We start from the raw sequence: 21051 nt of genomic DNA, 5'->3' as shown, positions 1-21051 counted from the left end.
CGTTCTGGTTATAAGGGCTGTGCCCAGCCTAGCTAGGCGTACCCACCGCTATGGTAGGCCACCAGCGCGCAGTGCCCTTTTCATAAAGCGTGGCGCAGCCCCAAGCCAGCAGGCTCCCCAGCAAAGCTCCGGCTACCACATCAGAGGGAAAGTGTGCGGCCAGGTATATGCGGCTGTAGCTAACAATGGCCGCCCATATGAACAGCAGAATCTTTGCTAATCGAAACCGGCGGGGTAGTACCAAGGCAATAAATACGGCCAGGGCAAAGGCATTGGCTGCGTGAGAGGAAATAAACCCAAACTGCCCACCGCACCCATTAGCCAGGTTTAACACCGCCGAAAGGCGAGAGTCGTGGCAGGGGCGCAGGCGGGCAAAGTACGGTTTGAAGAAGCGGCTCGATACGCTATCGGCCAGTGCTACGCTTAAGCCCAGCAACGGCAGCAGCAAAAAGGCCCGGCGCCGGAAGAGGTAGCCAAGCACAAGCAAGAGCACGAAGTAAGCCGGAAACCACACGAAGCGCTCGGAGAAGAATACCATCCAGGCATCGAGGCCGCGCGTATGGTGCGCATTAGCCGCTACCAGCAGCTCACGGTCGAGGGTTTGTAAGTATTCGATCAAGAGGGAACAGCCGGAGCAGCAACCCAGTCAACGCCCTTGCGCAGCCACTGCTGAGTGGCTGCTTCGGGCGAGCCGGGCTCGGGTTGGAGGTTATAGTGCCACTCCGCCTGGGGCGGGAGGCTCATCAGAATGCTTTCGGTGCGGCCATTTGTTTCAAGGCCAAAGCGGGTACCCCGGTCAATGGCGAGGTTGAACTCGGCGTAGCGCCCGCGGCGCACGAGCTGCCACTGCTTCTCCCGCTCGGTAAAGGGCAGGTCAGCGTTCTGGCGCATCAGGTGCGTGTAGGTGCGGCCATATACTTCGCCCACGGCACGCACAAAGGCAAACAAGCTGTTACGGTCGCCATCTTTGCCTACCGTGAGGCGGTCGAAGAAGATGCCGCCTACGCCCCGCGTCTCCTGCCGATGGGGGATATAGAAGTAGTCATCAGCCCACTGCTTGAAGCGCGTGTAGTAGGTGGCATCGTGCCGGGCGCATACATCCGCAATCTGTTCATGAAACCAACGGGCCTGCGCCTCATCTACATAAATGGGGGTCAGGTCTAGGCCACCGCCAAACCACGCCTCCCCGTTGCCCGCCTCAAAATAGCGCACGTTCATGTGCGAGATGGGCACGTGCGGGTTGCGCGGATGTTGCACCACCGACACGCCCGTGGCAAAATAATTAGGGTTGGGCATGAGCAGCACGCGGGCCGCTTGCTCACTCATGGTGCCCTCTACGGCCGAGAAGTTTACGCCACCCTTTTCAATAACCCGTCCGCCAGTAAGGATGCGGCTGCGGCCACCGCCACCGCTGTGGTGCTGCCAAGCATCTTCCTGGAACTGGCCCAGGCCATCGGCGGCTTCAATTTGCTGGCACAGCCACTCCTGAAATTGGCGCATCCAGGCCTCTACGCTAGCGCGAAAGGTAGGAGCAGGGGCGGCGGCAGGGAAAAGAGTAGGTTCAGAAACGGACATATACAGTAGAACAGCGGAGGAAATGAACAGGGCAAATTGCCATAAGAAGGCGCCCAGAGTGACTGATGAAATTCTTGCCGCTGCTGTTTTTGCTATAGCAAAGGTAGGGGTTTGGTAAGTTTTAGGAACATGATAGTGGGTGGAGTGAGTATCCTGCCAATAGATCCTAATTAGTCGGTTTTGCCAAATAAGTAGGCTGCTGACAGATGAACACCTCTGTTCGAATAGGATTTTGGGCTGCTGGACTGATATACCAGGAGAGCGTTAGAACCTGAGTTGGCAGGAACCAGATTCACCAGCCCCACACTATACCCCCCCCTGAATCAGCACGCGCGAAAATCGGTACCCAATACCTGCCTGCAGGCCTGCATCAACGCGGCGAGAATAAATGTAGTAATCGAGGCCAGATGCCGCCGTTGTAGGCTGTTTCGGACTTGGCAGTATGTCTTTGTCGTGGCCTAGATAGGAAGACCTGAATACCTCCCCGTTGGGCTGGGGTGTCAAAAAACTATCATTGTATTCCCAGTGACCCTTCAGCAGCATGCTAACGTAGCCACCAGCGAAGACCTGAAACCCCTGTCCGTTCGGGCGCTGAGTATAGGCCAGATTGACAGGTAGGCTTAGGTAAGAGAGCTGATACGTTTCGTTGATAAGATAGGAAGTACCTTCGGGGGTACCAACTGGCTGGTATTCATCCTGCAGTCGAAAGCCTCTTTGTGCATACAGGCCAGAAATTTGTAACGCCCATTGTTTCTGTTGCGCCTGAATAGTGCCGCCCAGTGCAACGCCTAGTACGGAACGTGGCGTAAACCTGTGCTTGTCATAGGCGGCGTACGCCGCCGTAGTTGCAACCCCTCCAACATGAGGGCCAAAGTGAATGGTGGTTTGCGAGTAAGCAACGCTAACTTCTGCCAAGGCAAAGAATAGAGTTAGTATACATTTCATGCTGTTGATATATGTTATCACCGGCGTAGCCTGGCAGGAATCTGGTAACGGATTGGTTAGAAGATTTTTCGTAGTAATAGTAGCTCCAACTCCTGCTTGGGAATGCCAAAACGAGTATCGGTTGGAAACTGCACAGTTTCTCCCGTGCGCTGAAAGCCGTGCCGTTCGTACCAAGCCAGCAACTCCTGGCGCACTGAAATCACTGAAATAAGCAGGCCTGAACAGTCAAGTTGCCGGGCTTGCGCCTCGGCGGCGGCAATAAACTGCTTGCCCAGACCACGGGCTTGGTGTTCTGGCGAAACTGAGAGCATACCGAGGTACAAATCGGGCGCCTGATTTTTCAGGTACACGCTGCCCAGCAACGTACCAGCGGAGGTACGAGCCAGCAGAAAGGTTGCGCCGGGGGTGGTGAGTAGGTCGCGGATATCGTCCGCATCGGTGCGCTGCCCATCGAGCAGGTGAGCTTCGGTGGTCCAGCCCTGGCGGGAGGAGTCGCCCCGGTAGGCGCTGTTAACGAGGGCCACTAGTTCAGGAATGTCCGCCTCAGTGGCCTTGGTAATTGAAAGGTCTGAAATCATAGGGCAAAAATAGAAGGCCCCGAACCGCTGTGGAGCATGTACTGTTAAAAATGAGGGTCTCCGCCAATAACTCTTCTGGTTTGTATACTGCCCTCGGAGCCTCTAGCAAGGTCTGGCTTCGCGGAGTTGACACAAGCCTAGTAATTTAAATCTTCAGGAACCCGCCATTCCGCGGGAACCCGTAATTTCGCCCTACAACCCACCGCCCCTGCATGTCAACTTACTCCACCCCAACGACGACGCTGGAAACCGAGTTTACCACCCCTACACCCACCCGAGCGATGCTCCAACGTGCCTATCGCCTGATGCGTACCGCCGCTGAGCTTGCTCGTATCTACGAAGAAAATAAAGCGGTAACGGCCAAATACGTGCACGCAACAGCTCGTGGGCACGAGGCTATTCAGTTGGCCGCAGCCTTTCACCTGCGCCCCACTGACTACGCCGCACCGTATTACCGCGACGATGCCATGCTGCTGGGCTTCGGCCTGACGCCCTACGAGCTGATGCTTCAGCTCATGGCCAAGCGCGACGACCCGTTCTCCGGTGGGCGTACCTACTACAGTCACCCTTCGCTGCGGCGAGCGGGTTTCCCCGTTATCCCGCACCAAAGCTCCGCTACGGGTATGCAGGCCATTCCGGCCACCGGCATGGCGCACGCCATTAAGTACCTGGAAGGTCAACATCTGCTTCCCGACGCTGAGGAGCAGCCCGTGGTGCTGTGCTCCATTGGTGATGGGGCCATGACGGAGGGCGAAGTAGCCGAGGCCCTGCAGATGGCCGTGCTGCATCAGCTACCTATTATCTACCTGGTGCAAGACAACGACTGGGGTATTTCGGCTACGGGGCGGGAGATGCGCGCTATGGATGCGTTTGAATTTGCCGCCGGTTTCAAGGGCCTGCACCGTTTGCAATTTGACGGCGCCGACTTCCTGGCCAGCCACGCTGGTATGGAAGAGGCCTTCGACTACGCCCGTCGTACCCGTGGGCCGGTTCTGGTGCATGCCAAGTGCCCGTTGCTAGGCCACCACACCAGCGGCGTGCGCCGCGAGTGGTACCGCGGCGACAACCTGGCCGCGCACACTCTCAACGACCCGCTGCCACGCTTCCACCAGCAGTTGCTGGAGCTAGGTTACTCCGAAGAAATGCTGGCCGAGCTTGGGGAAGAGGCCAAGGCTACCGTTGAGGCCGACTATCAGCGCGCCCTGGCTGCTCCGGCTCCTGACCCTGCTACTTACACTGAACACGAGTTTGCCCCACCGGCCATAACGGAAGAAGCAGGGGAAAGAAGCCCCGCCGGCGCCGATAAGGTTCTCATGGTAGATGCTGCTCTGCACGCCGTGGATGATATTTTGCAGGAGTTTCCCGAAGCGCTGTTTTACGGCCAAGACGTAGGCGGGGAGCTTGGGGGCGTGTTCCGCGAAGCAGCTTTGCTGGCCAAAAAGTACGGCGATGCCCGCGTGTTTAATACGCCCATTCAGGAGGCCTACATTGTTGGCAGCACGGCCGGTATGAGCGCAGTGGGTGCCAAAGCTATTGTGGAAATTCAGTTCGCCGACTACATCTGGCCTAGCCTTAACCAGCTGGTGGAGGAACTCAGTAAGTCATGCTACCTCTCCAATGGTAAGTTTCCGGTGCAAAGCCTCATTCGGGTGCCGGTAGGGGCCTATGGCGGGGGCGGGCCTTATCACTCGGGCTCCATAGAAAGCACCCTACTCACTATTCGCGGCATTAAAGTGGTATACCCCAGCAATGCCGCCGACATGAAAGGCTTGCTCCGGGCCGCCTTCCTCGATCCTAATCCCGTAGTGCTGCTTGAACATAAGGGGCTGTATTGGAGCAAAGTGCCGGGCACAGAAGATGCCAAAACCTTGGAGCCAGCCACTGGCTACGTGATTCCCTTGGGCAAAGCTGCCGTAGCTCAGGAAGCCGACTCTGGCAAGCTACGCAATGGAGAAACCTGCGTGGTTATTACCTACGGCATGGGCGTGCATTGGGCCAAAACGGCCAGCAAGCAGTTTCCGGGCCAGGTAGAGGTGCTAGACCTTCGTACCCTAAACCCCCTGGATTATGACGCGGTGGAAGCCGCCGTGCGCCGCCACGGCAAGGCCTTGGTTTTGACCGAAGAGCCTCTCATGAATTCATTTGCTGAGAGCCTGGCGGGTCGCATTCAGCGCACCTGCTTCCGTAACCTCGATGCGCCCGTGTTTACGTTAGGCGCCGCCAACCTGCCCGCCATTGCCCTAAATGTGGAGCTAGAGAAGCAAATGCTACCTAGCGCCGAGAAAGTAGGTGTGGCTTTAGCTGAGCTGTTAGGCTATTAGGTAGCACCCCCAAATAGTGACTGAGTATAAGGTGCCCTAGGCCTGTCTTCGCGAGATGGCTCTATTTAAAAGCCCTTACTTCCGTGCAGGAGGTAAGGGCTTTTACCTTATCAACGGCTTCAGGCCTAGAGAAGGTACGAGTAGTTGTGCTGTCCTGCGGGTGCTCCGCTCACAATAACAGAGCCGCTAGGCCACTTCACTTAGTCACCCTTTTAGCCTGTCATCACTTAGAATGGATAGCCGATGCCTAAGTTAAAGGCCGTTTGATCTTCTTTGAGGCTGAAGCGGCTAATTGCCCACTTGTTGTTAGGAGCATTAGGGTCGTATACCTTGGTAGCAATATCGAGGCGCAGAATCAGGAAGCTGAAGTCGAAACGGACGCCGAAGCCGGAGCCAACGGCGAACTGCCGGTAAAATTTGCTGAGCTGAAACTGTGCGCCCGGCCGCTGGGGCTCCTTCTGCAAGGACCACACATTGCCAAAATCGGTGAAGAGAGCACCCTTAACGAAGCTATAGATGGGGAAGCGGTATTCTACATTCCCTTCCAGCAAAAGCTCCCCCGGCTGTTCCAGATCGTAGTTGCGCTCAGTGGTTTCATTACCGTTGGCATCGCGCTTATAGAGCGTGTAGCTGCCGGTGCCAAGGCGGCGAGGCTTCCAGGCCCGCACGCTTGAGCTGCCACCAGCAAACAGATATTTATCGTAGGGCACTAAGAGCTGGCTGGTTCTGCTGCCAGGCACAATCTGGCCGTTTTCGCCGCGGGTTTCGGTAGTCGTTTTGGTCAGAGAGCGTACTGCCCCACCGGAAAGCCGATACACAAAGAATGTTTGAGGAGTGAGCTTGTAGTAGCGGCGGTAATCAGCGGTAAACTTTGCAAAGTCATAGGTTTTCAGCCGGTCATTCACGGTGGGTCTGAGGCTGATAATTACCGGCTGCTTTTGGTACAGATTTCGGGTGAGGCCCCCAACTTCGGCGAAGAGACGAAGGTACTGGCCTGCCCGGGTTTCGTTGAAGTCGTTGGAATTATACAGCGAGGTAGCACTAAAGCTCGGGACAAACAGGTTATCAAAACTGCGTAGAACGGGTGTGTTCTGAGTGAGCGATAACTGTTGTAATAAGTTGAAATAAGTGTCCGTAATAGCTGCCGTCCGAACGATGCTTAGGTCGAAGGGGGTAAGCACGTACTGATGGAAAGTGGAGCGTTGCCAGATATAGTCCAGCGTGCCCTCCACGTTGGTGCGGGTATACTGGGCGGGCCGCTTTACGTAGGTGTAGCTGGCGTTGAAACGCGTGCGGGGGTTATACTGATTCAGGTAGCGGTTGGGGCGCCACGGAATCAGGAACTGAGGCAGCACCAGGTTAACGTTTGCGCCTAGCTGCGTGGTAAGCAAGCTATTGTTCGTGTTGTCGCTGGTTTGACCGGCAATGTTGTACTGCCCTTCAAAGCCGGCCCGCACGCCGAATTCCAGTAATTCAGCGCCTCCAAATACATTCCTGACTTTTAAGCGCACATTGCCAAATGGCCCTACTTGCCGCGCTACGTAGGTGCCACCAAATTCAGAGGTTTCCTGGTATTTCTTGGCCGGCGAAGCATTAATAGTGGCATCCAGCAAGCCGCGGGTTGAGTCAGTGGGGGCATCGTCGCCGCGCAGGCGCCGGTATGTCACCGTACTGAAGCGGAACATATCCAGGTTGGCCAGCTGGCGTTGAGTAAGCTGAGTGTTGATCTGGCTGTACGGTTCGCCGGGCCGGACTTCCACTTTCCGGTCGAGGGTGCGGGTGCTGAATTTGTGCTTGTAGGCCAGGTAGTAGATGGAGTCGCGGATGAGTGTGTCGCGGTTCTGCCCAAAGCGCACCACGCCAGCATCAGTAATGAAGTTTACCCGCCTGATGGTGTAGAGGCGATGGTACTCGCCGCGGTTGGGCTTGCTGATGATGGTGCGTAGGCGCACGGTAGTAGGGGCAAAACTGGTATCAGCTTCCAGTGTTATGTATTGCTGGCGAAAATCATAGTACCCCTGGTTTTTCAGCAGGTCTTCAATGCGGTTACGCTCCGCCCCAATGACTTCCTCATCGTATTGGTCTCCTACGTGCAGCAGGCTCTGGGGCAAGCTGATCAGTACCCGCTCTGCCACCGCAGTGTCCTGTATGTCGTAGTCGAGCTGGCTGTAGTGGAAAGGCTCGTTTTCCGTAACGTGGTACACCACTGTTACGCGGCGGGGTTCCGTATGGAAGGGGCTGCGCAGGGTAAACACCCGGAACGGGGAGAAGAGCCGCGTGGGCACGGTGTCAGTGGCTGTAACTCCACTCCTAAAGAAGCCCTTAGACTTAAGGAACGTGGCCATTTGCTCAACGCTGGCCCGCGTGAGGGCCGAGTCGTAAATGACGGGCGCTTCCCCTATGCGCATAATGGCATTGCCCTTATCCAGGGCCAGCTGGTGGCGCCGCGTATGCCGCTCTCGCTTGGTTAGGAGCTTACCCACTTCCACAGAGTCGGTACCGGCTTCCTTAATGAGCTGGTCGTAATGGGTGCGGTCCTCATCAAGCTTGCGCTGAAGCTTTTCGGGGTTGTAAAATTTACGCCCTAGCTGATAGATTGCTAGCTTTGGCAGCGGAAACGTACTATTGGGCTTCTGCTGCGCCAGAGCCTGCAGGCGTTCAGGGTCGGCTTTCTTGACCCCCTCAATCTGCACGCGGCTCAGCAGGCGCTGCCCCGGCTGGAGCAGGCGCAGCGGTGAGCAGCCCGCTAGGCCACTAAGTAGCAGCAGGCTGCCCAGGGCCGCCCGCGTTTTCTTTCCTGAAAAAAGCCCTCTGGTGGGGGCCTCGTTAAATAGCGAATATGGTTTCAAAAGCAGTAGCGAAATACGTGCACGCGCTGCACCTGAAGAAGTATCGACTTCGGCACGCCGCTTTCCTGGTAGAAGGCGGCAAAAGCGTAAAAGAGCTGCTAAGTTCCGGACTTCTAACGGAACGGGTGATTGTTACGTCTGATTTTGCTGAGAAAATTCAGGCGCAGCTGCCATCCTCCGTGCCCGTTGACATTGTCACGGAGGACGAACTTACGAAACTCGGCACGCTGGCCAATAATACCACCGCGTTAGCCATTGCCCGCCTGCCCCAGGAGCAGCCCCTGCAGCCCAGCCCAGGTAGCCTGCTGCTGGCCCTAGATCAGGTGCGTGACCCCGGCAATGTGGGTACGCTTATTCGGCTCGCCGACTGGTATGGCCTGGCCGGGGTAATCTGCTCCGAAACCTGCGCCGACCCATGGGCTCCTAAAACAGTAGCAGCTACTATGGGCTCGTTCACGCGTGTGCCTGTGTGGCAGCGGGAGCTACCGGCCTGGCTCCAAAGCGTAGCCCCTGAGTTACCTATTTATGGGGCCGACTTGCACGGCGAGAACGTGCACCGGCTTACTCTGCGCCCCACCGGCGTACTCATCATGGGCAGCGAATCGCACGGTCTCACTCCGGAAGTAGAAGCCTGCCTGACCCAGCGCCTGCATATTCCTGGTCGGGGGCAGGCCGAAAGCCTCAACGTGGCAGTATCGGCAGCAATTCTACTTGACAACTTCTATCGGAATGAGTAGAAATTCCACTGGCGTTGGACAGAATTCTCTGCATACGCTGGTTAGCTTGGATAAAAAACAGGCCTAGCACATTCGCTAGGCCTGTTTTTTATCTATTCACTGAAAAAATACTAGTGCAGCAGCGTGATACCGAAGCTCAGGGCCTGGGCCTGAGGGCCGCGGTTTTCCTTGAACGTATCGTTGAGGTTATACTTGGCAAACAGGTCAAGGCCGCGGATGCCGATAACGCCCTGTAGGCCATATTGGAAGTCAGAGAGGTTATAGCTGCCACGGTCTTTGTCTTTGCGGGTGCGGCCCTCTTCCTCATACTTCAGCTTGGTGTGTGAACCCAGGCGGTAGCCGGCAAAGCCACCAGCGCCAATGTGGAACCCATCGTGGCCGTTCTTACCCTTGAACTGCAACGAAGCCATAAGGGGCAGGTTCAGGGTGGTCATGACAAGCTTGCTCTTCTCCAGATTGCGGGGGTCGGCCTCAACCCGCGTGATGTTATTGTCATCCACGAAGCGGTAGTTCTTATCCAGCATGAAGTTGTTGAAGGCTAGCTCCGGGCCTGTAATGAAATGGAATGGCGAGCCTTTGCTACCTACCCGAATGTTGTAGTGGTAGTTCAGGCTCAGGTAGCGGGAGCCAATGGGGCGCAAATCGGGGTTGATTTCACCTTGCGCCACTGATTTGTTGACCAAAGTATTCAGGCCCAGGTCTATATCGAAGCTGGTGTGCACGGCCCGGTTGGCGCGCTCTTCCTGCTTGGCCTTGCGCTCCGCCTGCTTCACGGAGTCGGGGGTGGAGCTGATGCGCACGGAAACGTGGTCGTGGTCCTTATCATCCTGGTCGTCGTACACTGTCATCCCAAACACACGGCCCAGTACCACGTCAGTGCGGCTCATTGTTTTGGAACTGGTTTTGCCATCCTCGGAGCGCACCGTGATGCGAATCTGCTCAGGTACTTTCTTGCCGGGCTGGTCTTTAGCGGGGTAGAACTCCATGGTTACCTGGTCCGACTTCGAGCTCTTGCCGGCGGCCTCAGCCTGAGTGATGTAGCCGTCCAGCAGTACCAGCAACGAGTCGAGCTTGTAGTTGCGCATCTCGCGCAGCTGGGCCTTGTTCTTCACGAACAGCGTCATGGTGGCCTGGTTAGGCAGCTTCACAATGATGGTGTCGTCGGGGTGAGAGGCAGGCCGGGCGGTGGCATGCAGGCGGCCGGGCAGCAGGAGTACCAGGGCCAGGAGAGCGAGGAGAGAGGATATACGTTTCATGACGTAAAGGAGAAAAAGGCAGCGTTAGAGTTGGATTACTTTGGTAAGCGTGCGGTTGCCCAGACGGGCCTGCACCGTTACCATTTCCGGCAGGCCGGCTTCTGTCAGGCTCACTTTGTCGCCCCGCACGGCGTTGCGGGCCTGCTGCAGCAAGGCTCCAAGGCGTGGGCGGTGACTGTTTTCCGAAGCCTCCGCCATAGCCATAGCAGTAGTAGCCGGGGCGGGGCGTACTTCCACCTCAATAGCACCAATAGGAGCCGATGTGGTGGGAGTAGAGGAAGCTAGGGTGTTGGTGGGGAGCTCCGGCAGAGGCTGTGCTACCGTACCCACCCGCCGCTCCGGAGCAGCTGAACTAGGTGAGGTGACAGCCAATGTCTGGCTAGAAGAAGCGGCAGCTGGTATAGGTTTCAGGGAGTAGCTGGCAGCAGTGCGCGGGGCCGAAGTGCGAGCTAAAGCAGCAGGTTGGGCTTCTGGAGCGGGGTCCGGTTGTACACCCACGGACCGAGATTCAGAAGTTTCAGAGGTGGCCACCTCTACCGGCGTTGCCTTGTCCGGGGCTTCTGTGGTGGTAGATGGTGAAGGAGTAGTGGGGGTTGCCTGAGCAATGCTGGATTTTTTTTCGGGGCTCGGGTTAGCAGCTGAAGCCACGGTGCCGGTACTTAGGCCACTGCTTGGGCCCTGTTGCAACAGCAGCAACCAGGCGCCTCCCAGCAGCGTGAGCAAAGCCACGGCTGCGGCAGCCAGCCACATAACGGGGCGGCGCTTGCGCTTGGGCTGAATTTCGGCCTCCAGTTGGTCCCAGAGGTAGGCGGGCGGCGTGGGTGCATGGCCCTCCAGTCGGTCCCGAAACAGCTTATCAATATCTTCCGGTTGCATATACTTCTTTCGTTGAGGAGGTGGAGGAGGGCCGGGCTTGGGCTCCTGCTACCGCGAGGCGGCGCTGGAGCATGGCCCGGGCCTTACTGAGCTGCGACTTGCTCGTGCCTTCCGAAATACCGAGCAGCTCGCCAATTTCGGGGTGGGTGTAGCCCTCCAGGGCATACAGGTTAAACACCGTGCGGTAGCCTGCGGGCAGCTCGGCCAATACGGCCAGCATATCATCGGCGTTAAGCTGGCTCTCGGCCGTGGCCGCTGTGGCGGGCACGTCGTAGGTCAAATCGTCGATGGCCATGTGCAGGGGCTCCTTACGGCGCAGGAGGCCTAGCGCTTCGTTTACCATAATCCGGCGAATCCAGCCTTCAAACGAGCCATCGTGGCGGTACTGGTCCAGGGCCCGGAATACTTTGGTGAAGCCCACAATCAGGGCTTCCTCAGCGTCTTCGCGGCGCCGCAGGTAGCGCATGCACACTGACAGCATCAGGCCCGCAAACCGCTCATAGAGCAGCTTTTGGGCACGGCTGCTGCCTTGGCGGCAGGCGGCTATGAGGTCAGCATCAGTCACGGAAGGAAGAGTAAAGGTTGAGTCAGGAGCAAGTCGTTTGGAGGGCTAGATGCACCCTGCCGGGGTGGGGTTGCCTAAGCTGCAGAAAAAAATAGCATGGGCTTACAGGCAATTCAGCGTAGCGCTGGAAAGGGCTGTAAATGTGCTGGATATCTTGAATGATAGTCTATAAAAAAATCAGCGCCAACTCAATTGAGTTGGCGCTGACTGGTACAGCTGTAAGAAGGTAAAAAGCAGACTTGCCCTAGAGGGAAGTACTAATGGTAGCCGTGCGCAGGCCTGCTGAATTCACAGGCGTGAGTCCAGAAATGGTTACCGTGTTCTTCACTTCTCCATCTACCTTGATGGTGGCCTGAATAGAACCAGATAGGGAAGCGCCCGGCTGGGGCATGAGGGGGTAGAACTGTACCTCTGCCTTGAAGGTGGTGCCGGCTGGTACCGGCCGCTCGTTATGATTGAAAGAACTGGAGCCAGTGCGCAGACTTTTTGAATACACCGTAGTAAGGTTCAGGCCCGTTTCCTTCTGCACCAACATGCGGCCTTCATAGTCGCTTGAGCTATTTTTTGCTTCAATACTTACGGTTACTTTGTGCGTAGGCGCCACATCTCCAGTTTGCTTGTTGCAGCTGGTCAGCGCCAACAGCGCCGCTGGTAAAAATAGTAGGTACTTCATGGGTATAGTCATTGGATTTGATAAAGATTAACTGGTCTGGGTAGTGCGCTATCCGAGCCCTGACTGCTAGTCAATACTCTTGTAAGTATAGTAAAAAAAACATTCTATAGATTTACCAGAGGAGCTAAACGACCAGTCGTTTAGCTCCTCTGGTAAATCTATAGAATGCTGAGGCCCTAATACTGGCCTATTGACAGCATGACCAAGGTGCAAGCCTCCTCCGTACGGATGCCGCGCTGCTGCGCCAGTTCTTCCAGCTCGGGGTTTTCGGTGCCGGGGTTAAAAATGATGCGCTTAGGGTTCAGGTCCAGAATATAGTCGTACCAGCCGGGTTGGTTTTGGGGGCCTACGTACAGCGTAACCGTATCCACGCCCTCTGACTGGGGCCGATCAGTGTGGATATCCATACCGGCCACCTGGCCCTTACGGATGCCCACGGGTACCACCTCGTGGCCATGGTTTTTCAGCTGATGCACGGCGCGGTAAGCATACCGGTTAGGATTATCGCTGGCGCCGAGAACGAGAGTCTTCTTGTGTGTCATGATAGGAGCAAAACTAGGGAACGTACTTCCGTACCGTATACGAAAGCAACCCGCTAATGGCCAGCAAGGCACCTTTAAGGCTGTTTCAAACCGGCACAAGCGAGAAAGTATCAGGCGCTGATAGCGGCCAGTACCGCTTCGGCGCACCGCTCGCCATCCATAGCCGCCGACACAATGCCCCCGGCATAGCCCGCGCCCTCACCGCACGGAAACAGCCCACGCACCTCGGGGTGCTGCAGGGTGTCCCGGTCCCGGGGGATGCGCACCGGGGAGGAGGTACGGCTTTCCACGCCCACAATTTGGGCGGCATTAGTAGCGTAGCCGGGTATCTTCTGCCCAAAATTCCGGAAACCCTGGCGCAGTCGTTCCGCTAGGCCAGTGCCCAGCACTTCTTCCATCTGAAGTGAAACCAGTCCCGGCTGGTAGCTGGTTTCCAGCAGCTCCGCCGACACTTTGCCCTTCAGGAAGTCGCCGAGGCGCTGGGCGGGCGCCAACTGGGTGTTACCGGCCAGCTGGCAGGCGCGCTGTTCAATATCCTGCTGCAGGCGCAATCCGGCCAACGCACCGTACTGGCGCAGGTCCATATCCTCGAGCTCAATGGCCGTAACAATGCCGGAGTTGGCAAAGCGCGAGTCGCGGCGGCTGGGGCTCATGCCGTTCACCACTACCTCGCCGGGGGCAGTGGCCGCCGGCACAATAAATCCCCCCGGGCACATGCAGAAGGAAAATACGCCCCGCTGCTTATTCTGCCACTGGGTTTGGTGCACCAGCGCATACGAGGCTGCCGGTAGGCCCCCCCGATCTTTGCGGCGGTACTGGGCTTGGTCAATCAGCTCCTGCGGGTGCTCTACGCGCACGCCCAGGGCAAAGGGCTTGGCCTCAATGAGCACCCCACGGCGGTGCAGCAACTCATATATATCACGGGCCGAGTGGCCGGTGGCCAGAATTACGGCATCGGCCTCCAACGCCTCGCCAGTTGCCGTTACTACGCCGCGCAGGTTATTTTGCTCCAGTACCAAATCCGTCACGCGGGTTTCAAACCGCACTTCGCCTCCGGCCTCCCGAATGGTGTCGCGAAGGGCCTGCACCACGTAGGGCAGCTTGTTGGTGCCAATGTGAGGGTGGGCATCAACGAGAATATCGGGGGTGGCGCCGTGCTGCACCAGCAGACGCAGGATGCGGCCTACGTCGCCGCGTTTGGTGGCGCGGGTGTAGAGCTTACCATCAGAATAGGTACCGGCCCCGCCTTCGCCAAAACAGTAGTTAGAGTCACTATCTACGATGTGCTCCTTATTAAGCGCGGCCAGGTCGCGGCGGCGGGTGCGCACATCTTTGCCGCGCTCCAGCACAATGGGTTTAATGCCTAGCTCAATAGCCCGCAAAGCCGCAAACAACCCGGCGGGGCCCGCACCCACAATGAGTACTGAGCGCCGGGCCTGACTTACGTTGGAATAGTGAAACCAGGGACCAAACAGGTTAGCGGGTGGTGGGGTCTGGTAAATATCGGCGCGCAGGCGCACCTGGGGCTGACGGCCACGCGCATCAATGGAGCGCTTGCGCAAGTGCACAAAATCGGCCTGACCGGGCACGAGGCCGGCCGCGTTGAGGAGGGCGCGGTAGCGCGCCATTTCATCGTAGGCCACTTCGGGGGGAAGCAGCACCTCGATTTCCTGGGGTATGGGCATAAAACAGGTGAAAGGGAGTTAGCCTTTGAACCAAAGGGTAAAAAGCAGGGACAAAACTACGAAAATGCCGCCTAGGCCACTCGTATGTTTGAGCAAGCAAAAGCCGGCCCTGCTTGGCAACTGCCGCAACCGCAGAGGCAGTGCGTATGCTGCTAAGCAGGGCCGGCTCTCAAACAGTAGGTTTTGCTAGTCGGTTCCGCTGCCGGTAATGGCCGATTTGCGGGGCCAGAACTTCTCCATGGAATGGTTAAAGCACTCCAGCACCTGAGAACGGACCTCCCCGGAAGGATGACGTAGTAAGTGGCCCAGCAGGTGGCGGTACATCTCCGTCGTAACTTCCAGGCCCTTGGCGCTTACCAGGCCGTGGTGTAACAGGTCGCAGTTGGCAGCCACAGAATTTGAGATGGAATCGGTAAGCTCCTCACGAGCTTTATCGGCTTCCTTGAACGACTGTTCCAAACGGGCTTTTTGATTAGGCAAGGTCTGCTCCATTTTCTACTGAGAGGAGAAAATCAGGTGATATGAATAGTTCGATAAACCTACGCTTGTGCCTGAAAGGTTCAGCCAGCGCTTTTTATTCCAAGAAAAAAGGAATGGATAAGGGTACTAGAGGATAACCACTCTGGTTGTAAGCTATTTAAACTGTTGAGTAGGTTCAGGGTGGCCTAGAATAGAAACCGGGCGTTTCTGCTCATCAATGGCTACGAAGGTGAACAAGCCCGAAACGGCCTTGACACGCTCTTCGGAGTACATCTGCTCCACAAACAGCTCTACGCGCACTTGCAGGCTGGTGTTTCCTACGCGGGCCACGCGCCCAATGAGCTCTACCAGCGTGCCGCCAGGTATGGGGTGGGTGAAGTCAACCTTATCTGAGGAGACTGTGACCATTTTGAGGCGGCTGAAGCGGGTGGCCGTGATAAAGGCTACCTCATCCATCATGTGCAGCGTGGTGCCGCCAAAGAGGGTGTCGTAGTGGTTGGTGGTGTTCGGGAATACCGCTTTAAAGATGCGGGTTTCGGCTCGGCTGATTTTTTCGTCTAGTGAAGACATAGGTAGAGGAGGAGGTGGTAAAGAGAAAACTCGCTCTGCCGGCCGCTTCTGCGGCCCTTTTTGCAACCTTCTCATTGCCGGCTACCTGGCCTACGCACATACTGCCCTTCGCCCGGCTATACTAGCCGGAAGGAGAGGGTCACAGCCCGCAGCAGCACCCGACAAGGACCTGGTTCGCGCAGGAGCCTCATCATTAAGAGCGGCGGGCAGGTCTCCTGACTTGTAACATGCTTTCCGCCCTTCTCGCCTTTATATGGGCAATGGGCCGTAGTTGGAAAGCACTGGCTGATGGTTACTTACAGTAGCGCGTCTGTCCGGGAGTTGCACCCGGTTCCCTTTTCATTCTGGCCGAAGCCAAACACCTGCCGCTCGTCTGACTGGAATAAGCAGACAAAGAACTATGGGCCAAAGGTAGCAGAATGCATCAGTGTCACTCCGAACGCGGTGAGGAATCTACTACTTGGCCGTAGGACGGATGTATGCACAACTTAAAACAGAACGCGAGCTAGTCACTCGCATCTAGAAGATACCTCAGATTCCTCACCTTCGGCTCGTAATGACAGCTGTGGCGTTAGTTCATGCTATTTTGCGGCTGTTCCCTTCCCCCTTCAATACTGGCCTATGGCACCCTCTACTACTCCCGCGCCGCGCACCATGGCCTCCCGTATTCGCTCCATCTTCAGCGGCTCGGTGGGCAACCTGGTAGAGTGGTACGACTGGTACGTGTACTCAGCCTTTGCCTTGTACTTTGCCCCGGCCTTCTTTCCTAAGGGCGACCTTACGGCCCAGCTGCTCAACTCGGCAGCCATTTTTGCGGTCGGCTTTCTGATGCGGCCCCTGGGCGGCTGGCTGATGGGTATTTACGCCGACCGGCACGGGCGGAAAGCAGCATTGCTGCTCTCGGTGCTGCTGATGTGTGGAGGCTCATTGCTGATTGCTCTTACGCCTTCGTATGGGCAAATTGGCGTGGCAGCACCCGTGCTCCTCGTAATAGCGCGCCTGCTGCAGGGCCTGAGCGTAGGCGGGGAATACGGCACCTCGGCTACGTACCTGAGCGAAATGGCTGATCAGCGTAACCGGGGGTTCTTCTCAAGCTTTCAGTACGTGACCCTGATTGCCGGGCAGTTGCTGGCGCTGCTGGTACAGCTAGGCCTACAGGCCGTGCTGAGCACCGAGGAGCTGTATGCCTGGGGTTGGCGCGTGCCGTTTGCCATTGGGGCGGGAGCAGCACTGGTAGCCCTGTACCTGCGCCGCACCATGGAAGAAACCGATGCCTTCACCAAGCAGACCAGCACCAGTACCGCTCAACCCAGCAAGCTCACACTGCTGCTAAGCTACCCGCGGGAGATACTTACGGTCGTGGGCCTGACACTGGGCGGCACGGTGGTTTTTTACACATTTACCACGTACGCGCAGAAGTTTTTGGTGAATACGGCCGGGTTTAGCAAGGCCGAGGCTACTATGGTATCGTTTGCGGCGCTGGGGGTAGCCATGCTGCTGCAGCCCGTGCTGGGCGCCATCTCCGACCGCGTAGGGCGGCGGCCGGTCCTCCTGTTCTTTGGGTTTGGAGCTACGCTCGGCACGTATCCGCTGCTCACGGCGCTAGGCCACTCGGCCGGGCCCGGTGCCGCGTTTGGGCTGCTGGTGCTGGCCTTGTTCATTGTGAGTGGGTATACCTCCATTAATGCGGTAGTGAAAGCCGAGCTGTTCCCCACGGAAATCAGGGCGTTGGGGGTGGGGCTACCGTATGCGCTTACCGTGGCAATTTTTGGCGGGTCGGCGGAGTATGTGGCGCTGCTGGCCAAAGACCGGGGCGTGGAAACCTGGTTTTACTGGTATGTAACGGCCTGTGCGGCCATCTCGCTGCTGGTATACCTGCGCATGAGCGATACCCGCGACACCTCCCGGATGCGAGAAGACTAACCTAGTACCAGTGGGCTAAGTGGGACCGAAGTGGTGTAGGCTAATCAAGTGAGAAAAGTATAGGCAACCTATTGAACCCTGGCGTTGTCCATTGGCTTGTCAAGTACCTGTTTTTAACCTCAGGCGTGCTGCTGTGAAAACAAAGTGCGTAAGTTGAGCTTTCTGTTCCAGTGTTCTCTCCTAAACCCCCCTTCATCAGTATGCGTACCCTCACCCCAAAATTCCTCTTTCTGTTCCTGTGCACCTTTCTGCTGGCGGCTACTTCCTTCGCGCAAGGCACCATGACCACAAAGGCTCCCGAGGATAAATCGAAGCGCCCCAGCCCGCCCGCAACCGTAACGGGCACTGCGCCCGGCGGAGTGGCCTACACCATTGACTACAGCCGCCCTTCGGTGAAAGGCCGCAAAATATTCGGTGGGCTGGAGCAGTATGGCAAAGTATGGCGCACTGGTGCCAACGAGGCTACTACGTTTGAAGTAAAACAGCCCGTAAAAATCAACGGCCAGGCCCTGCCAGCTGGCAAGTATGCGCTGTTTACCATCCCCGGCGAGCAGGAGTGGACCATTATCTTCAACAAGACGGCCAATCAGTGGGGTGCTTATGAGTACAAACAAGAGCAGGATGCCCTGCGTGTAACCGTAAAACCCAGCAAAACCCCTTCGCTGGTAGAGCAGTTCACCATTTCTTCCGATAAGAAAGGCAACGTAACTATGGCTTGGGAAAACACGCAGGCCAGCTTCACCGTGAGCAAGTAACAGCCCTAGGCCACTCAACAAAACGGCCCCCGTTCTTACTCAGCTGAGTAGGAGCGGGGGCCGTTCTGGTTATATCGGGTTAACTACATCAGAGTTAATTCACTCTTTTTTATCATTGAAAGTTACTGGTGCTGCCTCAAGTCCCAGCTTGGTCAGATATACCACCACGAACCAAAAATGAGGTTCATATTTGTTTCCACCAAAGTATCCCAGAAGCTCACCCTGTTTTACCTGTTGACCGACTTGTACAACGGCGCTGTTCTGCGTAATATTCTCGTACCTGCCTTGAGTGCCATCAGCATGGTAAACTAAAATCACGTTTCCGTTTTTGCGTACAAGTGCGTTTTTCTTGTCGTGGCGAACAAAGGCAACAATACCTTCCCGTGCTGCCACAATGGGAGTACCCACCGGAAGAGCAAATGGGTATTGATTCCGCAATTGCCGTCTGATCTTGATGGTATCTGTCTGGACCCGAAAGGGCAGTGCGTATACAAGGCTACTGTCGGGAGCGTGGCCGGTATAGACGCCCGGATCAATATTGTAAGTATAGCGGTAATAAGGGTCTAAGGCTTCTGGAACAAAGACCGTTAGCAACTGGGGGGATTCGGCTGGCGGCAAGGCAATTCTAGCAGGTAACGCAACGGTGCTGTGCATCAGTACTAGCTTCGCTTCTAAGAGAACAGATACTGGTACCACCCCGTGGTTCTCTCCCATAATCGACACAGTACCATTCTCGTTTTTTACCTGATATATCTTGTAGAGAGCGGCTTGGCATAGTGCCGGGATGCGTATAAACACGAGTAGACTGATGCCTAGAGCGAATGCTAGAAATTTGGGCATAGTTGAGTTTCTGTAGTATAAACGGATAGTATAGCCGATAAAATAATGGCTTATCGAGGCCGAACTAAACGGCTGCCTGTACGGAAAGTAACCGGTATGGCTTCTGATTCGGTGGCTCCTGAATGCTCCACAGAAAACCATAAATAAGGGTTTTGCTTCCTGTGCCCAAAGTAAGCAATGAGTTCACCTTGCTTTACCCATTGGCCAACCTGAACGGTTGCACTCCCTGTTTTAATATTTTCATAACAAGCATGAGTGCCATCGTTGTGGTAAACGTAAATCAAGTTACTATTTATGGCCGTACTATTCCGTTGACCATAATGTATAGCGGCTACAACCCCTTCGCGGGCGGCGAGTACAGGAGCATTTTCATGTAACCGGAAGGTATAAAGGTACTGGTTATCGGCTCGTCCTATCGTTAGAGAGTCGATGGCAGTGTTGCATGGAAGTGCATACACGGCGCTGGTATCCGGAGCTAGGCCAGTATAGGCCCCTAAGTCGAAATGGTAGGTATAGTTATAGTGGGATCCTGCACCTGTAGGAGTGAAAATGGCCAGTAGCTGCGGTTGCTCTGCAGGCGCCAATACAACTCTAGCGGGCAGTGGAGTGCTGCTCTGCATGTGCGTTAGCGTAGCCTCAAGCAGTACGGAATAAGGCACAACTTCCTGGTTTATCCCGAAAATGGCCACTCTACCATCTGTTTGTTCAACTTTGTAAACACGATGTAAACGTGTTTGACCGTAAGCCGATCCACACAAACACCATAATATGCTGGTGACTACAGTGATTAATACAGGTTTAAGCACGAACTAGGTAGGGCTAAGAGTAAATAAACATACTTTACTTTCTAACCGTCGTAGGCCACTTCCTCACCTAGCACGCTTTCTACCCAGCCTTTGCCCCAGTCCTCTAGCTCCTGCGGGCTCCAGATTTGGGGGTAGAAGATGCGGCGCTGGAACTTGGGCGGTAAGTATTTGCGCCAGTTGGTGCCGCCGGTAGCCGCAATGGCATCGGGGTGGCGTTCCAGGTAGCGCACCGCTGACTTGTAGTGCATCAGGGGCCAGTTAACGTTCACGTTTACATCCAGCTGCCGGAGTTGCCGGAGCAGGCGCGGGTGCTGGCGGTCTTCCTCGGGAAGGCGCTGTACCACGGCCCACAGGTTGCGGTCCTGAAAGTGGCGGGCGTGCTCCATGAGCTGCGCCGTGTATTTCTCCTCAAACTGCACCAGCGTGAGGGCTTTAGCGCCGGTATCTTCTACGGTAGCACCCGATTTCCAGTAAATGCAGCCCAGCAACTCGTCGTGGGCGGCGGCCTCGCCGAGCAGGCGGCGGCGCTCTTCGGGCACTAAGTTGGATAACGCCGTGCTGGCTAGCTCAATCATGCGGTACTGCACACTCTGAAACCCCGAGGCCGGCATCAGGCTCATCCGGAACTGCAGAAACTGCTGCTTGTCCATGCCATCCACCATCACATCAAACGAGTCAATCAGGTTCTCAAAGTAGCGGTTTACGCGGCCCACGCGTAGCACTACTTCCTGTAGCGTAGGCTCGCCCAGGTCGCCGAGCTGCTCGTACTCACACAGGCAGAGCTTGAAGTACAACTCCGTGATTTGGTGGTACATGATAAATATACGCTCATCCGGAATCTTGGTCAGGGGCTGCTGCAGGGAGAGCAGCGTATCCAGCTTAATATAGTCCCAGTAATTAACGTAGTCGGCGTAATAGAGGCCTTCCAGGTAAGCGGCCAGGTCTTGGCCATCGGCGGCATATTTGGTTTGGAGGCGGCGCAGCTGTTGCCAGACCTCCGGCGAAAATTCTTCCTCGGGGGTGGTCATAAGAGTAATTGCGGAAAGGAGGGAAAGGAAATGCGGGGTGGAGCACA

20 protein-coding genes and 1 riboswitch are annotated in these 21051 nt (G+C 56.3%); of the genes, 4 read left to right on the top strand and 16 right to left on the bottom strand.

Going from position 1 to position 21051, the window contains the following annotated elements; genetic code table 11:
• Positions 1 to 28: 28 nt before the first annotated feature.
• From HMJ29_RS17880 to HMJ29_RS17865, 4 genes are all read right to left on the bottom strand, one after another.
• Positions 29 to 619 carry a phosphatase PAP2 family protein gene (locus tag HMJ29_RS17880; RefSeq protein WP_171592773.1) on the bottom strand — a complete coding sequence of 197 codons (591 nt, stop codon included), beginning with the start codon at positions 617 to 619 and terminating at the stop codon, positions 29 to 31.
• Positions 616 to 1575 (bottom strand): oxygen-dependent coproporphyrinogen oxidase, encoded by a 960-nt coding sequence (hemF, locus tag HMJ29_RS17875; RefSeq protein ID WP_171592772.1) that lies wholly within the window; start codon positions 1573 to 1575, stop codon positions 616 to 618. Before hemF ends, HMJ29_RS17880 begins: the two co-directional genes overlap by 4 nt.
• Before the next feature lie 306 nt (positions 1576 to 1881).
• Positions 1882 to 2490: an outer membrane beta-barrel protein gene (locus HMJ29_RS17870; protein ID WP_171592771.1), complete on the bottom strand. Its 609-nt coding sequence runs from the start codon at positions 2488 to 2490 to the stop codon at positions 1882 to 1884.
• An 86-nt stretch (positions 2491 to 2576) separates the two neighbouring features.
• Entirely contained in the window at positions 2577 to 3098 is a 522-nt protein-coding gene (locus tag HMJ29_RS17865; protein WP_171592770.1) for a GNAT family N-acetyltransferase, read from the bottom strand.
• A 212-nt stretch (positions 3099 to 3310) separates the two neighbouring features.
• Here HMJ29_RS17865 and HMJ29_RS17860 point away from each other — a divergent pair, with 212 nt between their 5' ends.
• Positions 3311 to 5419, top strand: a complete 2109-nt coding sequence (locus HMJ29_RS17860; RefSeq protein ID WP_171592769.1) for an alpha-ketoacid dehydrogenase subunit alpha/beta — start codon at positions 3311 to 3313, stop codon at positions 5417 to 5419.
• Between the two features lie 227 nt (positions 5420 to 5646).
• On the opposite strand, the gene tamL is transcribed toward HMJ29_RS17860, so the two are convergent.
• On the bottom strand, positions 5647 to 8268 hold the full coding sequence (gene tamL, locus HMJ29_RS17855) for a translocation and assembly module lipoprotein TamL (RefSeq protein ID WP_171592768.1): 2622 nt from the start codon (positions 8266 to 8268) through the stop codon (positions 5647 to 5649).
• On the opposite strand from tamL, the gene HMJ29_RS17850 reads away from it, so the two are divergent.
• Complete coding sequence (locus tag HMJ29_RS17850; protein ID WP_171592767.1) at positions 8259 to 9005, top strand: RNA methyltransferase; 747 nt, start codon at positions 8259 to 8261, stop codon at positions 9003 to 9005. The genes tamL and HMJ29_RS17850 overlap by 10 nt on opposite strands.
• Before the next feature lie 110 nt (positions 9006 to 9115).
• Here HMJ29_RS17850 and HMJ29_RS17845 read toward each other — a convergent pair whose 3' ends face one another.
• The 8 genes from HMJ29_RS17845 to HMJ29_RS17810 all read right to left on the bottom strand — a co-directional run bounded on the left by HMJ29_RS17845 (position 9116) and on the right by HMJ29_RS17810 (position 15652).
• Positions 9116 to 10261, bottom strand: a complete 1146-nt coding sequence (locus HMJ29_RS17845) for a porin family protein (protein WP_171592766.1) — start codon at positions 10259 to 10261, stop codon at positions 9116 to 9118.
• 24 nt (positions 10262 to 10285) lie between these two features.
• Entirely contained in the window at positions 10286 to 11137 is an 852-nt protein-coding gene (locus tag HMJ29_RS17840) for a hypothetical protein (RefSeq protein WP_171592765.1), read from the bottom strand.
• Positions 11118 to 11702 carry an RNA polymerase sigma factor gene (locus tag HMJ29_RS17835; protein ID WP_171592764.1) on the bottom strand — a complete coding sequence of 195 codons (585 nt, stop codon included), beginning with the start codon at positions 11700 to 11702 and terminating at the stop codon, positions 11118 to 11120. Before HMJ29_RS17835 ends, HMJ29_RS17840 begins: the two co-directional genes overlap by 20 nt.
• A gap of 244 nt (positions 11703 to 11946) precedes the next feature.
• Complete coding sequence (locus tag HMJ29_RS17830; RefSeq protein WP_171592763.1) at positions 11947 to 12375, bottom strand: hypothetical protein; 429 nt, start codon at positions 12373 to 12375, stop codon at positions 11947 to 11949.
• Positions 12376 to 12551: 176 nt separating this feature from the next.
• Positions 12552 to 12917, bottom strand: coding sequence for a CoA-binding protein (locus HMJ29_RS17825; protein ID WP_171592762.1), 366 nt, complete (start codon positions 12915 to 12917; stop codon positions 12552 to 12554).
• A gap of 110 nt (positions 12918 to 13027) precedes the next feature.
• Positions 13028 to 14602 (bottom strand): NAD(P)/FAD-dependent oxidoreductase, encoded by a 1575-nt coding sequence (locus HMJ29_RS17820; RefSeq protein ID WP_244679080.1) that lies wholly within the window; start codon positions 14600 to 14602, stop codon positions 13028 to 13030.
• A 186-nt stretch (positions 14603 to 14788) separates the two neighbouring features.
• Complete coding sequence (locus tag HMJ29_RS17815) at positions 14789 to 15094, bottom strand: hypothetical protein (RefSeq protein WP_171592761.1); 306 nt, start codon at positions 15092 to 15094, stop codon at positions 14789 to 14791.
• Between the two features lie 141 nt (positions 15095 to 15235).
• Positions 15236 to 15652, bottom strand: a complete 417-nt coding sequence (locus HMJ29_RS17810; RefSeq protein ID WP_171592760.1) for an acyl-CoA thioesterase — start codon at positions 15650 to 15652, stop codon at positions 15236 to 15238.
• Between the two features lie 188 nt (positions 15653 to 15840).
• A riboswitch (cobalamin riboswitch) is annotated at positions 15841 to 16033 on the bottom strand.
• Positions 16034 to 16273: 240 nt separating this feature from the next.
• On the opposite strand from HMJ29_RS17810, the gene HMJ29_RS17805 reads away from it, so the two are divergent.
• Positions 16274 to 17575, top strand: coding sequence for an MFS transporter (locus HMJ29_RS17805; protein ID WP_171592759.1), 1302 nt, complete (start codon positions 16274 to 16276; stop codon positions 17573 to 17575).
• Between the two features lie 200 nt (positions 17576 to 17775).
• On the top strand, positions 17776 to 18330 hold the full coding sequence (locus HMJ29_RS17800) for a DUF2911 domain-containing protein (protein WP_171592758.1): 555 nt from the start codon (positions 17776 to 17778) through the stop codon (positions 18328 to 18330).
• A 99-nt stretch (positions 18331 to 18429) separates the two neighbouring features.
• Here HMJ29_RS17800 and HMJ29_RS17795 read toward each other — a convergent pair whose 3' ends face one another.
• From HMJ29_RS17795 to HMJ29_RS17785, 3 genes are read right to left on the bottom strand one after another with little or no spacing between them, the layout of a single operon-like run.
• Positions 18430 to 19170 carry a M23 family metallopeptidase gene (locus HMJ29_RS17795; RefSeq protein WP_171592757.1) on the bottom strand — a complete coding sequence of 247 codons (741 nt, stop codon included), beginning with the start codon at positions 19168 to 19170 and terminating at the stop codon, positions 18430 to 18432.
• 50 nt (positions 19171 to 19220) lie between these two features.
• Complete coding sequence (locus HMJ29_RS17790; protein ID WP_171592756.1) at positions 19221 to 19976, bottom strand: peptidoglycan DD-metalloendopeptidase family protein; 756 nt, start codon at positions 19974 to 19976, stop codon at positions 19221 to 19223.
• 41 nt (positions 19977 to 20017) lie between these two features.
• Entirely contained in the window at positions 20018 to 21004 is a 987-nt protein-coding gene (locus HMJ29_RS17785; RefSeq protein ID WP_171592755.1) for a tryptophan 2,3-dioxygenase family protein, read from the bottom strand.
• Positions 21005 to 21051 lie beyond the last annotated feature (47 nt).

The organism is Hymenobacter taeanensis (genome assembly GCF_013137895.1).
GTDB classification, from domain to species: domain Bacteria; phylum Bacteroidota; class Bacteroidia; order Cytophagales; family Hymenobacteraceae; genus Hymenobacter; species Hymenobacter taeanensis.
Note: the sequence above shows the minus strand (reverse complement) of the source record. Positions and strands in the feature narration are given on the sequence as shown.